This window comes from Streptomyces sp. NBC_00425 (genome assembly GCF_036030735.1).
Classification (GTDB): Bacteria; Actinomycetota; Actinomycetes; order Streptomycetales; family Streptomycetaceae; genus Streptomyces.
On the sequence record NZ_CP107928.1, the window covers coordinates 7,560,522 to 7,574,498 of the forward strand.

The 13,977-nt window shown below is 72.7% G+C and carries 13 protein-coding genes; 7 read left to right on the plus strand and 6 right to left on the minus strand.

Annotated elements, in window-relative coordinates; all coding sequences use genetic code 11:
- The first annotated feature begins 31 nt into the window (after window positions 1-31).
- Both OHS82_RS33260 and OHS82_RS33265 read left to right on the plus strand, forming a co-directional pair.
- Window positions 32-1,420, plus strand: coding sequence for an aldehyde dehydrogenase family protein (locus tag OHS82_RS33260; protein ID WP_057579733.1), 1,389 nt, complete (start codon window positions 32-34; stop codon window positions 1,418-1,420).
- A 10-nt stretch (window positions 1,421-1,430) separates the two neighbouring features.
- Entirely contained in the window at window positions 1,431-2,510 is a 1,080-nt protein-coding gene (locus OHS82_RS33265) for a Zn-dependent alcohol dehydrogenase (RefSeq protein WP_057579731.1), read from the plus strand.
- A gap of 215 nt (window positions 2,511-2,725) precedes the next feature.
- Here the strand turns inward: OHS82_RS33265 and OHS82_RS33270 are convergent, their stop codons facing one another.
- The 3 genes from OHS82_RS33270 to OHS82_RS33280 form a co-directional block, all read right to left on the minus strand.
- A complete protein-coding gene (locus tag OHS82_RS33270; protein WP_328435114.1) occupies window positions 2,726-3,742 on the minus strand; it encodes a DMT family transporter in 1,017 nt (338 codons plus the stop codon).
- Between the two features lie 151 nt (window positions 3,743-3,893).
- The gene (locus OHS82_RS33275) at window positions 3,894-4,706 is read right to left on the minus strand and encodes an ArsR/SmtB family transcription factor (protein ID WP_057579726.1); all 813 of its coding nucleotides are present in this window, start codon (window positions 4,704-4,706) and stop codon (window positions 3,894-3,896) included.
- Between the two features lie 46 nt (window positions 4,707-4,752).
- Window positions 4,753-5,388: a TetR/AcrR family transcriptional regulator gene (locus OHS82_RS33280; protein ID WP_057579724.1), complete on the minus strand. Its 636-nt coding sequence runs from the start codon at window positions 5,386-5,388 to the stop codon at window positions 4,753-4,755.
- Window positions 5,389-5,469: 81 nt separating this feature from the next.
- On the opposite strand from OHS82_RS33280, the gene OHS82_RS33285 reads away from it, so the two are divergent.
- The 3 genes from OHS82_RS33285 to OHS82_RS33295 all read left to right on the plus strand — a co-directional run bounded on the left by OHS82_RS33285 (window position 5,470) and on the right by OHS82_RS33295 (window position 7,660).
- Window positions 5,470-6,621 carry an acyl-CoA dehydrogenase family protein gene (locus OHS82_RS33285; RefSeq protein WP_057579904.1) on the plus strand — a complete coding sequence of 384 codons (1,152 nt, stop codon included), beginning with the start codon at window positions 5,470-5,472 and terminating at the stop codon, window positions 6,619-6,621.
- A 59-nt stretch (window positions 6,622-6,680) separates the two neighbouring features.
- Complete coding sequence (locus tag OHS82_RS33290) at window positions 6,681-6,923, plus strand: YiaA/YiaB family inner membrane protein (protein WP_057579722.1); 243 nt, start codon at window positions 6,681-6,683, stop codon at window positions 6,921-6,923.
- 71 nt (window positions 6,924-6,994) lie between these two features.
- Window positions 6,995-7,660, plus strand: a complete 666-nt coding sequence (locus OHS82_RS33295) for a TetR/AcrR family transcriptional regulator (RefSeq protein WP_328435115.1) — start codon at window positions 6,995-6,997, stop codon at window positions 7,658-7,660.
- On the opposite strand, the gene OHS82_RS33300 is transcribed toward OHS82_RS33295, so the two are convergent.
- On the minus strand, window positions 7,651-8,112 hold the full coding sequence (locus OHS82_RS33300; protein WP_057579718.1) for a MaoC family dehydratase: 462 nt from the start codon (window positions 8,110-8,112) through the stop codon (window positions 7,651-7,653). The genes OHS82_RS33295 and OHS82_RS33300 overlap by 10 nt on opposite strands.
- A gap of 86 nt (window positions 8,113-8,198) precedes the next feature.
- Here OHS82_RS33300 and soxR point away from each other — a divergent pair, with 86 nt between their 5' ends.
- On the plus strand, window positions 8,199-8,732 hold the full coding sequence (soxR, locus tag OHS82_RS33305) for a redox-sensitive transcriptional activator SoxR (RefSeq protein ID WP_242433189.1): 534 nt from the start codon (window positions 8,199-8,201) through the stop codon (window positions 8,730-8,732).
- Between the two features lie 213 nt (window positions 8,733-8,945).
- Here soxR and OHS82_RS33310 read toward each other — a convergent pair whose 3' ends face one another.
- Both OHS82_RS33310 and OHS82_RS33315 read right to left on the minus strand, forming a co-directional pair.
- Window positions 8,946-10,013: an RNA ligase (ATP) gene (locus OHS82_RS33310; protein WP_328435116.1), complete on the minus strand. Its 1,068-nt coding sequence runs from the start codon at window positions 10,011-10,013 to the stop codon at window positions 8,946-8,948.
- Between the two features lie 341 nt (window positions 10,014-10,354).
- A complete protein-coding gene (locus tag OHS82_RS33315; RefSeq protein WP_057579714.1) occupies window positions 10,355-10,957 on the minus strand; it encodes a hypothetical protein in 603 nt (200 codons plus the stop codon).
- Between the two features lie 208 nt (window positions 10,958-11,165).
- Between OHS82_RS33315 and OHS82_RS33320 the strand changes: the two genes are divergently transcribed.
- Complete coding sequence (locus OHS82_RS33320; RefSeq protein ID WP_057579712.1) at window positions 11,166-13,955, plus strand: penicillin acylase family protein; 2,790 nt, start codon at window positions 11,166-11,168, stop codon at window positions 13,953-13,955.
- Window positions 13,956-13,977: the final 22 nt, after the last annotated feature.

Consider the following 13,977-nt stretch of genomic DNA (forward strand, 5'->3'; position numbering starts at 1 on the left):
CGGACGACGAGAACCGCCCGGAGGGAACCCGATGAAGGCACACGACGGCATCTACCTCGACGGCGCGTGGCGCCCGGCCGCGGGTCAGGACGTGATCGAGGTCGTCGACCCGGTGGACGAGCGGGTGATCGGCCGCGTCCCGGCGGGCGGCGCCGACGACGTCGACGCCGCGGTGCGCGCCGCCCGCGCCGCGCTCCCGGACTGGGCCGCGACACCGCCCGCCGAGCGCGCCGCCCGGCTGGGCGCCCTCCGGGACGTCCTGGCGGCCCGCAAGGACGAGATCGCCGAGACGGTCACCGCCGAACTCGGCTCACCCCTCGCCTTCTCCCAGGCGGTCCACGCGGCGGTGCCGATCGCGGTGGCCGGCTCCTACGCGGAGCTGGCCGCGACGCACTCCTTCGAGGAACGGGTCGGCAACTCGACGGTCCTCCACGAGCCGGTCGGCGTGGTCGGCGCGATCACCCCCTGGAACTACCCGCTGCATCAGATCGTCGCCAAGGTCGCCCCGGCCCTCGCCGCGGGCTGCACCGTGGTCCTCAAGCCCGCCGAGGACACCCCGCTGACGGCCCAGCTGTTCGCCGAGGCGGTCCACGAGGCGGGCGTCCCGGCCGGGGTCTTCAACCTGGTCACCGGTCTCGGCCCGGTGGCCGGTCAGGCCCTCGCCGAACACCCGGACGTCGACCTGGTGTCCTTCACCGGCTCGACGGCCGTCGGCAAGCGGATCGCCGCGACGGCGGGCGCCGCCGTCAAGAAGGTCGCCCTCGAACTCGGCGGGAAGTCCGCCAACGTCATCCTGCCGAGCGCCGACCTCGCCCGGGCCGTCAATGTCGGCGTCGCCAACGTGATGTCCAACTCCGGCCAGACGTGCAGCGCCTGGACCCGGATGCTCGTCCACCGCGACCGGTACGAGGAGGCGGTCGGACTCGCCGCCGCCGCGGCGGCCAAGTACGGCGACCGCATCGGCCCCGTCGTCAACGCCAGGCAGCGCGACCGCGTGCGCGGATACATCGAGCAGGGCGTGGCCGAGGGGGCGACGCTGGTCGCGGGCGGCCCCGAAGCCCCCCGCGAACAGGGCTACTTCGTCAGCCCGACGGTCTTCTCCGACGTCACCCCCGACATGACGATCGCCCAGGAGGAGATCTTCGGCCCGGTGCTGTCCGTCCTGCGCTACGAGGACGAGGACGACGCCCTGCGGATCGCCAACGGCACCGTCTACGGGCTCGCCGGCGCGGTCTGGGCCGGCGACGAGGCGGAGGCGGTGGCCTTCGCCCGCCGCATGGACACCGGCCAGGTCGACATCAACGGCGGCCGGTTCAACCCCCTCGCCCCCTTCGGCGGCTACAAGCAGTCGGGCGTCGGACGCGAGCTCGGCGCGCACGGGCTGACCGAGTACCTCCAGACCAAGTCCCTGCAGTTCTGAGGAGCCAGAAGTGGTCCGTGCCGCCGTACTTCCCGCCGTCGGAGCTCCCCTGGAGATCATCGGCATCGACCTCCCGGAACCCGGCCCGGGCCAGGTCCGCGTCCGGCTCGCCGCCGCCGGGGTCTGCCACTCCGACCTCTCCCTGTCCGACGGCACCATGCGGGTGCCCGTCCCCGCGGTCCTCGGCCACGAGGGCGCGGGCACGGTCGTGTCCGTCGGCGAGGGCGTCGCCCGGGTCGCGCCGGGCGACCGGGTCGTCCTCAACTGGGCTCCTTCCTGCGGGAGTTGTCATGCCTGCGGGCTGGGCGAGGTCTGGCTGTGCGCCAACGCCCTCAAGGGCTCCGCGGACGTCTACGCCCGCACCGCCGACGGCAGGGACCTGCACCCGGGCCTGAACGTCGCCGCGTTCGCCGAGGAGACGGTCGTCCAGGAGTCCTGCCTGCTGCCCCTGCCGGACGGCATCCCCCTCACCGACGCCGCCTTGCTGGGCTGCGCCGTCCTCACCGGCTACGGCGCCGTCCACCACAGCGCGCGCGTCCGGGCCGGCGAGACGGTCGCCGTCTTCGGCGTCGGCGGCGTCGGCCTCGCCGCCCTCCAGGCGGCCCGGATCGCGGGCGCCCCGACCATCGTCGCCGTGGACGTCTCCCCGGAGAAGGAGGAGCTGGCCCGGTCGGCGGGCGCCACGGAGTACGTGATCGCCTCGCCGGACACCGCCCGCGAGATCCGCGCCCTCACCGGCCGGCAGGGCGTCGACGTGGCCGTGGAGTGCGTGGGCCGGGCGGTCGCCATCCGCACCGCCTGGGAATCCACCCGGCGCGGCGGCCGCACCACGGTCGTCGGCATCGGCGGCAAGGACCAGCAGGTCACCTTCAACGCCCTGGAGCTCTTCCACTGGGGCCGAACCCTCTCGGGCTGCGTCTACGGCAACTCCGACCCGGCGATGGACCTCCCGGTCCTCGCCGGGCACGTCCGGGCGGGCCGTCTGGACCTCGGCGCCCTGGTGACGGAGCGCATCGCCCTGGAGGACATCCCGGGCGCCTTCGACAACATGCTGGCCGGCAAGGGCGGCCGGGCGCTCGTCGTGTTCTGACGCCGCACACCCGGTGGCCCCGGGCCCCGGCCGACCCGCGCCCGGCCCGACGCCGATCCGTCCCCGCCCGATCCGGCCGTCCCAGGACGGCCGGGCGGGGAGGCGGGAGGGGACCACTGGACAGCAGGGACCGGCAGCCGCTCGGGACGGCGGGGCCGGCGGTCGGCCGGGACGGCGGGGCCGGGCAGGGCGGCGGGGCGGGCGGCCGGGTGGAGTCAACCTGACCGGGGGCCGACCTCCTGGTCGGGCCCCGGGTCGGGAACCCCTGCTTCTCCCGCCCCCGCCGCTCGCGCGGACTCCGCCGCCCGCGCCGACGCCGCCCGCGCCGACGGCGCCCGCGGCGCGCGGGGCTTCGACCGTGACACGGCCACGCCCGCCAGGCACAGCACGCCGCCGGCCAGGGTGAGCGCCCCCGGCACCTCGCCGAGGGCCAGCCAGGACATCAGGACGACCAGCGCGGGCACCGCGTACGTGGTCGCCCCCATACGGCTCGCGGTCGTCCTGGCCAGGGCGTACGCCCACGTGGTGAAGGCCAGCGCGGTCGGGAAGACGCCCAGGTAGACCATGTTGAGCGTGGCGGAGACCGGCGCGTCGGCGGCCTCGTGGACCAGCTGCCCCGCGAACGGCAGGCATACCACCGCGCCGATGACGCACCCGAACGTCGTCACCTGCAGCGCGCTGGCCCGGCCCAGGGCCGGCTTCTGTGCGACGACGCCGCCCGCGTAACCGAAGGCGGCGAGCAGGCACAGCACCACGCCGAGCACCGACGACCCGCCCTCGCCCGACATCGACAGGCCCACCGCGACCGCGCCCGCGAACGACACCGCCATCCCGGCCAGCAGCCGCGGCGGCATCGCGTCCCCGAGCAGCCGCGCGCCGAGCAGCGCGATGAGGATCGGCCCGATGTTCACCACCAGCGCCGCCGTGCCCGCGTCCACCTGCTGCTCGCCCCAGTTGAGGACGACCATGTAGAAGCCGAACCACAGCACCCCGGACACGACGATCCCGCGCCAGGCGGACCTCGGCGGCCACCCCGCGCGCCGGACGGCGCAGATGACCCCCAGCACCACCGCCCCGGAGAGCAGCCGGCCGAGCGCGAGCGCCCCGGGCGAGTAGGCGTCGCCCGCGCTGCGGATCGACACGAAGGCGGAGGCCCACAGCACGACGGTCACGGTCGCCGCACCGGCGGCGAGCATCTCGGTACGGCGTTCGGCAGGCAGGGGGTTGGTCATCACGGTCCTCAAGGCTAGGCGGGGGGACGGAGCGGGGCTCGCGGATTTCGGACAGGGAGCCCCGCCTGGACGCTCATGCAGGTCGACGCGGGCGCGGGCGCAGCCGCGGACACGGGCCGGGCGCGGACGCCGACGGGGCGCCGCCCTCGGCTCAGCGCAGGGCGCCGGGCTCGACGCCCAGCAGGTCGGCCAGCGCGCGCTCGCCGCGCGCCGTCACCTTCACGGCCCGCTCGGAGCCGATGCGCACACACCACCCCGCGTCGAGGGCGTGCCGGCACAGCGCGGCGCCGGCCGCGCCCGCCAGATGCGGCCGCCGCTCGGTCCAGTCGAGGCAGGCACGGGCGAGCGGTCTTCGGGTGGCGAGGTCGAGGACGATGCCGCAGTCCTCGAACCACCGCACCCCCGCCGTGGTCAGTGCGAAGCCGGTGCCCCGCTCGCCGGGGGCGGGGTCGCCGCCCGTTTCGGCGGACGCGGACGTCCTGGGGCGCCCGGCCGCCGAGGGAGGCGCGGGCGCCGGGGCGAGCAGGCGGCGGGCGGTGAGGGCGTCCGTCACGGCGATGCCGAGCCGGCCGGCGAGATGGTCGTAGCAGGTGCGGCCCCGGGCCATCGCCGAACCGGCGCTCGCGGCGCGCAGGCCGTGCGGGCGGTGGGCCGGGTCCGGGGTCACCTGGGCGGCCAGGTCCTCCAGGAGTTGGGCGACCCGGGTGCCGGCGAGCCGCACGTACCGGTGCCGCCCCTGCCTCTCCTCCGCCAGCAGGCCGCCCGCGACCAGCTTGCCCAGGTGCTCGCTCAGTGTGGACGCGGCCACGCCGGCGTGCCGGGCGAGTTCGCCGGCGGTCCACGCCCGCCCGTCGAGCAGGGCCAGCAGGCAGGCGGCCCGGGTCTCGTCGGCGACGAGACCCGCGAGTGCGGCCAGCCCCGCCGCCCGGGGGTCCTTGCGGCTGCCGGTGTCCGTGACGCTCATGCCGTCCAGGATGCGCGACGCACACTTCGGCCGGCGCCGAACCGTGTCAGGGCAGCTGTGCGAACTGCCGCGCGAGGCCGTCCAGGAGTGCCGTGAGCCCGGTCTCGAAGGCCCGCTCGTCGATCTTCTCCTGCTGCTCGGCGAGCAGATGGGCCTGCCCCAGGTGCGGGTAGTCGGCGGGGTCGTAGGCGCTCACGTCGTCGACGAAACCGCCGGCGAACGAGCCGAGCGCGGAGCCCATGATGAAGTACCGCATCAGCGCGCCGATGCTGGTGGCCTGGGCGGCGGGCCAGCCCGCGCGGACCATCGCCCCGTACACCGCGTCGGCGAGCCGCAGTCCGGCCGGGCGTCGGCCGGGTCCCTGGGCGAGCACGGGGACGATGTTCGGATGGTCGCGCAGGGCCGCCCGGTAGGAGACCGCCCAGTCGTGGAGCGCGGTCCGCCACTCCCGGCCGGCGTCCTCGAACATCGACAGGTCGACCTGGGCGCTCACCGAGTCGGCGACGGCTTCGAGGATCTCGTCCTTGGTGCGGAAGTGGTTGTACAGGGAGGGTCCGCTCACCCCCAGTTCGGCGGCGAGCCGACGCGTGGAGACGGCCGCGAGGCCCTCCGCGTCCACGAGCGTCCGTGCGGTCTCGACGATCCGGTCGGTGCTGAGGAGGGGCTTGCGCGGTCGGGCCATGGCGCACATAGTAGGGCTGCACGCCGTAAACTAGCAGTGCTAATTTAAAGTCCGACTTCCCTTCAGTGAGGTGATCTCGTGGTGAACCTGGGGCTCAGCGAGGAGCAGACGGCCGTCCGGCGGCTCGCCAGGGAGTTCGTGGACCGCGAGATCGCCCCGCACGTCGTCGCCTGGGACCGCGCCGAGGAGGTCGACCGGTCCGTCGTGAAGAAGCTGGGAGAGGTGGGCTTCCTCGGGCTGACCGTCGACGAGGAGTACGGCGGCTCCGGCGGCGATCACCTCGCCTACTGCCTGGTCACCGAGGAACTGGGCCGCGGGGACTCGTCGGTGCGCGGCATCGTGTCCGTCTCCCTCGGCCTCGTCGCCAAGTCGGTCGCGGCCTGGGGGAGCGAGGAGCAGAAGCGCCGCTGGCTGCCCGGGCTGACGTCGGGCGCGTACGTCGGCTGCTTCGGCCTCACCGAACCCGGCACCGGCTCGGACGCCGGCAACCTCACCACCCGCGCGGTCCGCGACGGCGACTCGTACGTGATCAACGGCGCCAAGACGTTCATCACCAACGGCACCTGGGCCGACGTCGTCCTGCTCTTCGCCCGCTCGACCGACGCACCGGGACACAAGGGCGTCTCCGCGTTCCTCGTTCCCACGGACACCCCCGGTCTCGGCCGCCGCACCATTCACGGCAAGCTCGGTCTGCGCGGCCAGGCGACCGCCGAGCTGGTCCTCGAGGACGTCCGGGTGCCCGCCTCCGCCATGTTGGCGCCCGAGGGCAAGGGTTTCTCCGTCGCGATGTCGGCGCTGGCCAAGGGGCGGATGTCGGTGGCGGCGGGCTGCGTCGGCATCGCTCAGGCCGCCCTGGACGCGGCGGTGCGGTACGCCGGCGAGCGCGAGCAGTTCGGCAGGAGCATCGCCCACCATCAGCTCGTCCAGGAGCTGATCAGCGACATCGCGGTCGACGTGGACGCGGCCCGGCTGCTGACCTGGCGGGTCGCCGACCTGATCGACCGGGGCCTGCCCTTCGCGACCGAGTCCTCCAAGGCCAAGCTCTTCGCCTCGGAGGCCGCCGTACGCGCCGCCAACAACGCCCTGCAGGTCTTCGGCGGCTACGGCTACATCGACGAGTACCCGGCCGGCAAACTGCTGCGCGACGCCCGCGTGATGACGCTCTACGAGGGCACGAGCCAGATACAGAAACTGCTCATCGGGCGGGCCCTGACAGGCGTCTCGGCGTTCTGAGTACGACCTGAGTACGCGGACGGATGCGGCGCGGTCCCTCCCGCGGCCAAGCTGTCGCCATGAGTGAGACACCGGTCAAGCAGAACACCGCCGCCTTCTACGGCCAGGCGGTCGCGTCCTTCGCCGTGGCCATGGCGGCGACCGCCGTCGGCATCTTCAAGCTGAACGCCGACGCCTGGGTGCGCGCCTTCCTCGCGATCGCCGTTCTCTACCTCGTCACGTCGGCCTTCACCCTGGCCAAGGTGATCCGGGACAAGCAGGACGCCGCGGCCCGGGTGTACAGCCCCTTCGAGAAGCTCTGAGCGGGCACTCTAAGCGAGCGCTCACCTTCGGCGGTATGGTGTAGCCCCTGTACCGAGAGAGGCGACGAGCGATGACTACGGCGGAGGAGACGTCCGGCGGCGAGATCGAGCCGTGGGACGAGGTCACCCCTGACGCGGCCCGGCGACTCCTCGTCGCCGCCGTGGAGGCCTTCGCCGAGCGCGGCTACCACGCGACGACGACCCGGGACATCGCGGGCCGCGCGGGCATGAGCCCGGCCGCCCTCTACATCCACTACAAGACCAAGGAAGAGCTGCTGCACCGCATCAGCCGGATCGGTCACGACCGTGCGCTGGACATCCTGCGCACCGCGGCCGCCGGCGAGGGCAGCGCCACCGAGCGTCTCGCGGACGCCGTCGGCTCCTTCGTCCGCTGGCACGCCGGACGGCGCACCACGGCCCGGGTCGTGCAGTACGAGCTGGACGCCCTCGGCCCGGACGCCCGCGCGGAGATCCTCGGCCTGCGCCGCAAGGTCGACGCCGAGGTCCGCGGGATCATCGAGGACGGCGTGGCGAGCGGCGAGTTCGCCGTGCCCGACGTGCGCGGCACCACCCTCGCCGTGCTGTCCCTCTGCATCGACGTGGCCCGCTGGTTCAACGTCGGCGGGCCGCGCACCCCCGACGAGGTCGGCGAGCTGTACGCCGACCTCGTGCTGCGGATGGTGGGCGCGGCGAACCAGCCGCGCCGGCGCTCCGCGGACGACCTGCCTCAGAGGTAGTAGCGGGACACCGACTCCGCCACGCACACGGGCTTGTCGCCGCCGTCGCGCTCCACGGTGAACGCCACGCTGACCTGCACCCCGCCGGTGACGTCCTCGACGCCGGTGATCGTCGCGGTGGCGCGCACCCGGGAGCCGACGGGCACCGGGGCGGGGAAACGCACCTTGTTCGTCCCGTAGTTGACGCCCATCTTCACGTTCTCGACCGTGATCAGCTGCGGGCCGAAGAGCGGCAGCAGGGAGAGGGTGAGGTAGCCGTGCGCGATGGTCGTGCCGAACGGTCCGGCGGCGGCCTTCTCCGGGTCCACGTGGATCCACTGGTGGTCGCCGGTGGCCTCCGCGAAGAGGTCGATCCGCTTCTGGTCCACCTCCAGCCAGTCGGTGTACCCCAGCTGCTCGCCCACCGCCGCCCTCAGCTCGTCGGCGGACGTGAAGATCCTCGGCTCTGCCATGTCTGCGGCCCTCTCGCGTCACTGGATGCCCATGTCACCGTGCCATGGGTCTAAGCAACTGCTTAGCATGGTCGGGTGGAGGGTCGATGTCAACGGACCTCGGGCCGACCGGGGTGGGTAGGGTTCGAGGGGTGCCCCAGATTCCCGAGAAGATCCACGAGCTCACGGTGGGACAGCTCGCCGCCCGCAGCGGCGCCGCCGTCTCCGCGCTGCACTTCTACGAGTCCAAGGGTCTGATCAGCAGTCGCCGCACCTCGGGCAACCAGCGCCGCTACCACCGCGACACGCTGCGCCGCGTCGCCTTCGTCCGCGCCGCGCAGCGGGTCGGCATCCCCCTGGCCACGATCCGTGAGGCCCTTGCCGGACTCCCGGAGGAGCGCACCCCGACCCGTGAGGACTGGGCCGGCCTGTCGCAGGCGTGGCGCGCGGAGCTGGACGAGCGGATCAGGCAGCTCAACCGGCTCCGCGACCACCTGACCGACTGCATCGGCTGCGGCTGTCTGTCGCTTGCCACCTGCGTCCTGTCCAACCCGGACGACGTCCTCGGCGGACGGTTGTCCGGCTCGCGCCTGCTCGCCGAACGACGAGAAGGCGAAGACAGGGCCACGGGACAGGGCTGAGCCCCCGGCAACCCGCCCCCACCCGGGCCGCCCGGCGGCCCGGGCCGACCCAGCTCGCAGCGCCGCCGACCCAGCTCGCAGCGCCGCCGACCCAGCTCGCAGCGCCGCCGACCCAGCCCGCAGCGACCGCCGTCCCGGGCCGCAGCGCCGCCGCCCCCAACCCGAACACTCCGCGGCCCCCGTCGTCCGCAGGGCGCCCCCGTCCGTCCTCGGCTACTCGTACTCGGTGCCGCCCTTCCGCGTCAGGTAGGCGCCGCTCACCGCCTTGGCGATGGCCCGGCCTCCGGTCACCGGGCTGTACCGCTCGACGGCCGGGCGGATCACCACGCCCTCGCGCAGATGCAGCTCGCGTCCCGAGACCGTCTCGCGGCCGGAGGCGATCTCCAGCACCCGCGCGCTGTCGTACGGCCCCTCGAACAGGCGTGGCACCAGCGGCAGTTCACCGCCCAGCAGCTGCTCCGCGTCCAGCCATCGGACGGCGCCGTCGATCTCCGCGCTCACGTCGAACACGGCGTAGCCGAGGGTTTCGCGCCGGCCGTCCGCGCCGTACGTCAGGTCCTGCACGCCCGCGCCGTACACCTCGCCGAAGATGCCGACCCGGCGTGCGCCCAGCCGCTCGGCGAGCCGGGCGGCCGCCTCGGGGACGCCGTGCCCGCGTACGGCACGCCAGTACAGGTTGCGCGGGTCCTCCGCGAGGGCGAGGGACTTGGCGCCGAAGCCCTTCGAGGAGACGTGCACGCGCTCCTCGCCGGCGACATACGTCAGCAGGCAGGCCGATCCGTGCAGCTTCTCGGTCAGCACCACCGGCTCGCCCGGTTCGAAGATGCCGGGATAGCGCTGGATGTTCTCGATGTCGACCCACGGCAGCAGATCCGGGGCCGCTTCGACGTCCCCGCTCATGGTCGGCGGGATCGGCGGCACCCACTTGACGATGCCGAGCCGCTCCGCGAAGTCGACGCCGTCCGCCGCGGCCCGCGCCAGATCGACGTCGGCCAGCGCCTTCGGCCGGCACACGATGCCCTGCGACAGCTCGCCCCGCAGCCGCACCGCCTTCACCCGGTCCGACCTGCTGCCCGCCAGCCGCCCGGTCAGCCCCAGCTCCTCGACCAGATCGAGGGGGAGCACCGACTGCTCCGGGATGTAGAGCGCGGCGTCCCCGGTGCGATAGGCCCCCTTGGCGACGACGGCCCGGTACAGGCCGACCTGGGCCAGTTCGAGGGCGTCGGCGTCGGGGTGTTCGTGGACGGTCAGCACTTCGGCGGTGACGCGCAGCGTCGACATCAGGGGCTCCTTCAAGTCCTCTGGCGGGTGGCTCAGTTGGGTTTCATCCCCCCAACTGTCCCCGCCGGAAAAACGGTGGAGCGACCCTATTGGCGCCTGGTACCTTCCGGGCCCCGCGTCCGGCCCGCGACGTGTCCACCCGTTCGCGACATGCCTCCCCTTCGGGACACGTCCACCCCTTCGGGACGTGTCCGGCCGGGCGGGGCGTGCGTGCGGAACTGGTGCGTCCGCCACCGACCGGGCGTCGTCCGGCCGGGGTTCCGGCCGGGCCCGGTGTGAAACAGGGGTGCGGCATCCCCGGCGCACCCCCGCCGTCCTCGCGGCCCGGCGCCGGGCCGACGTCAGGCCGACACCAGCAGCCGTCCTCGCCGGGCGTGCGCCAGCGCCTCGGGCGTGAGCACGGGGCGCGGGACGAGGATCCCGCAGTCCGCGCAGACCGGTCCCGCCGACGGTTCGTGGTCCAGTTCGTACTTCCAGGGCAGCCGTTCGCCGCCGCACACCGGGCATCCGGAGCCCGGTGTGCGCTCCAGCGCGGCGATCAGTTTGCGCAGCACGTCGGCCAGCGGCTCACGGGGGTGGAGCCGCGGGTCGTCGCACCAGGCGACGCCGAACCCGCCCCAGGTCAGGCGGTGCCAGTCGTCCACGCTCCCGGGCCGGCGCAGTCCGTCGTGCTTCTCCTTCTTGCGGCGTTCGGCGAACTCCCCCTCATAGGTCAGCCACACCGCCCGCGCCGCCTCCAGCTCGTCCAGCGCGGCCACGAGCCGCGCCGGGTCGGGGGAGCGGTCCTCCGGACCGAATCCGGCCCGGGAGCACAGATGGTCCCAGGTCGCCCGGTGCCCGTAGGGGGCGAACCGCTCAAGGCATTTGCGCAGCGAATACCGCCGCAGCGCCAGATCGCACCGCGGGTCTCGCACCTGTCTCGCCAGACTCCGGAAACCGGCCATCGCCTTGCACCTCCGTCACATCTGCACCTGAACTTCGGTCACTTCGGCGTCGTCGCACGGACGTCGTCGAATAGACGTATCGACAAGCGATTCGGCTCCATCCGATGTCCGACGACCTCCACAAGCCGAAAACTTGACGCATGTTCATCTTCAATCCCGGGGATACCGGCGGTAACCTTTCGGCCACCCCCGTCGCTAGGAGCAGCCGATGCCTCGGCGAACCCCCCGCAACTCTCTCGACAGACTGAGAACTCCCGGCAGATTCCCCGGGTTCCTGAAGACCGCTTCCATATGCGCTCTGATCGCCGGACTTTTGTCACCTCTTTCCCAAGTGGCGGCAGCAGCCGAGGTCACGGCCCCGAACGACTACTGCGGCGGACAGTGTTCCGACATCCTGCCGCCCGGCGAGAACGGCAACGCCACCCTGGCGCAGGTCCTCCTCAACCAGGCGTTCGGCACCCAGCCCGAACACGCGGACGACCAGCTCGGCCCCTATGCCAACCTCGCCAAGGGCTACCCCACCCTCACCAACGCCACGATCAACACCTTCTTCAACGACGCGTCGTTCGGCGTCGCCGCCGACCAGGTCGCCTCGACGGTCAAGCCCGCGGGTCGCACCGACGTGACGATCGTCCGCGACAAGAAGACGGGCGTACCGCACATCTCGGGCACCACCCGGTACGGGACCGAGTTCGGCGCCGGGTACGCCGCCGCCCAGGACCGGCTGTGGCTCATGGACGTCTTCCGTCACGTCGGCCGCGGCCAGCTGACCGCGTTCGCGGGCGGCGACCCCTCCAACCAGGGTCTCGAGCAGCAGTTCTGGCGCAACGCTCCGTACACCGAGGCAGACCTCCAGGCCCAGATCGACAACGCCGTCGCCACCAACGGCACCCGCGGCCAGCAGGCTCTCGCCGACGCGAACGCCTACCTGGCGGGTGTCAACGCCTACATCGACGCCTCCGACAGCGGCCGCTACTTCCCCGGTGAATACGTCCTGACCGGACACAAGGACTCAATCACCAACGCCGGCACCATCGACCACTTCAAGATCACCGACCTGGTGGCGCTCGCCTCGGTCATCGGCGCGCTGTTCGGATCCGGCGGCGGCGGCGAGGTCAACAACGCCGTCTCGCTGCTCGCCGCACAGGAGAAGTACGGCGTGGAGCAGGGCACCCAGGTCTGGGAGGCGTTCCGCGAACGCAACGATCCCGAGGCCGCCCTCACCGTCCACAACGGCGAGAGCTTCCCCTACGGCGGCAAGCCCGCGACCCCGCAGGGCGAGGCGCTGCCCGACGCCGGTTCGGTGGCCTCGCAGCCGCTGGTCTACGACGCCACGGGCACCGGCGCCGGCGCGAGCGCGACCGCCGCCACCGCCAAGGCGACCGCGAGCGCCCTCAGCTCGGCCAGGCGCGGCATGTCCAACGCCCTCGTGGTGAGCGGCAAGTCCACCGCGAGCGGCCACCCGATCGCCGTCTTCGGCCCGCAGACCGGCTACTTCGCCCCGCAGCTGCTCATGCTCCAGGAGATCCAGGGGCCGGGCATCAGCGCCCGCGGCGCCTCCTTCGCGGGCCTGAGCATGTACGTCGAACTCGGCCGCGGCCAGGACTACGCGTGGAGCGCCACGACGTCCGGCCAGGACATCATCGACTCGTACGCGGTCGAACTGTGCCAGGACGACTACCACTACCTGTACCACGGCGTGTGCACGGCCATGGACGTCGTCGAGCAGAAGAACGCCTGGAAGCCGACGACCGCCGACGGGACGGCCGCCGGCTCGTACACCATGCGCGTCTACCGCACGAAGTACGGGCCCGTGGAGTACCGGGCGACCGTGGGCGGCAAGAAGGTCGCCTACACGACCCTGAGGTCGTCCTACATGCACGAGGCCGACTCGATCATCGGCTTCCAGATGCTGAACGACCCGGACTACGTCAAGAGCCCGCAGACCTTCCAGAGCGCGGTGCAGCACATCAACTACACGTTCAACTGGTTCTACGCCGACTCCACGCACACCGCGTACTACAACAGCGGCGACAACCCGGTCCGCCCGAGCGGCGTCGACGCCGAGTTCCCGGTGTGGGCGCAGGCGGCCTACGAGTGGAAGAACTGGGTCCCGGCCACCAACACGGCCGAGTACACCCCGGCCTCGGCACACCCCAACTCCGTCGACCAGGACTACTACATCTCCTGGAACAACAAGCAGGCCAAGAACTACACCACGGCCTCGTGGGGCGACGGGTCCGTGCACCGCGGCAACCTGCTCGAGGACCGGGTGAAGAAGCTGGTCGCGGCCGGCGGCGTCACGCGCGCGTCCCTGACGAAGGCGATGGCGGAGGCGGCGCTCACGGACCTGCGCGCCGAGGACGTCCTGCCGGACCTGCTGAAGGTGATCAACAGCTCGACGGTCACCGACTCCACCGCGGCGGCGGCCGTGACCAAGCTGCAGACCTGGCTGACGGCCGGCGGCAGGCGCACGGAGACCACGGCGGGCTCGAAGACGTACGCCGACGCCGACGCGATCCGCATCCTGGACGCGTGGTGGCCGCTGTTGGTCAAGGCCGAGTTCGAACCCGGTCTGGGCACCGGCCTCTACAACGCCTTCGGCGCCAACCTGCCCATCGACGAGTCCCCGTCGGCGGCCCACGGGCCGACCGGATCGCACGCCGGCAGTTCCTTCCAGTACGGCTGGTGGAGCTATGTCGACAAGGACGTCCGCGCCGTGCTCGGCGAGACCGTGCAGGGCGGGCTGCCGCAGAAGTACTGCGGCGGCGGCACCCTGGGCGGCTGCCGGGACGTCCTGATCAGCACCCTGAAGACGGCGGCCGGCAAGACCGCGGCCCAGGTCTACCCGGCCGACAAGCTCTGCACGACGGCCGGCAACCAGTGGTGCGCCGACTCGATCGTGCAGCGCACTCTCGGCGGTATCAAGCACGGCAACATCAGTTGGCAGAACCGGCCCACCTTCCAGCAGGTGGTGGAGTTCACCTCGCACCGGTGAGGCCCTGAGGGACGGCGGCGGG

What these genes read in the sequence shown, in the direction of transcription:
- OHS82_RS33260 (WP_057579733.1), top strand. Translation starts at nt 32, where the DNA reads ATGAAGGCACACGACGGCATCTACCTCGACGGCGCGTGGCGCCCGGCC.
- OHS82_RS33270 (WP_328435114.1), bottom strand. Translation starts at nt 3,742, where the DNA reads ATGACCAACCCCCTGCCTGCCGAACGCCGTACCGAGATGCTCGCCGCC.
- OHS82_RS33275 (WP_057579726.1), bottom strand. Translation starts at nt 4,706, where the DNA reads ATGAGCGTCACGGACACCGGCAGCCGCAAGGACCCCCGGGCGGCGGGG.
- OHS82_RS33280 (WP_057579724.1), bottom strand. Translation starts at nt 5,388, where the DNA reads ATGGCCCGACCGCGCAAGCCCCTCCTCAGCACCGACCGGATCGTCGAG.
- OHS82_RS33290 (WP_057579722.1), top strand. Translation starts at nt 6,681, where the DNA reads ATGAGTGAGACACCGGTCAAGCAGAACACCGCCGCCTTCTACGGCCAG.
- OHS82_RS33295 (WP_328435115.1), top strand. Translation starts at nt 6,995, where the DNA reads ATGACTACGGCGGAGGAGACGTCCGGCGGCGAGATCGAGCCGTGGGAC.
- OHS82_RS33300 (WP_057579718.1), bottom strand. Translation starts at nt 8,112, where the DNA reads ATGGCAGAGCCGAGGATCTTCACGTCCGCCGACGAGCTGAGGGCGGCG.
- soxR (WP_242433189.1), top strand. Translation starts at nt 8,199, where the DNA reads ATGTCAACGGACCTCGGGCCGACCGGGGTGGGTAGGGTTCGAGGGGTG.
- OHS82_RS33310 (WP_328435116.1), bottom strand. Translation starts at nt 10,013, where the DNA reads ATGTCGACGCTGCGCGTCACCGCCGAAGTGCTGACCGTCCACGAACAC.
- OHS82_RS33315 (WP_057579714.1), bottom strand. Translation starts at nt 10,957, where the DNA reads ATGGCCGGTTTCCGGAGTCTGGCGAGACAGGTGCGAGACCCGCGGTGC.
- OHS82_RS33320 (WP_057579712.1), top strand. Translation starts at nt 11,166, where the DNA reads ATGCCTCGGCGAACCCCCCGCAACTCTCTCGACAGACTGAGAACTCCC.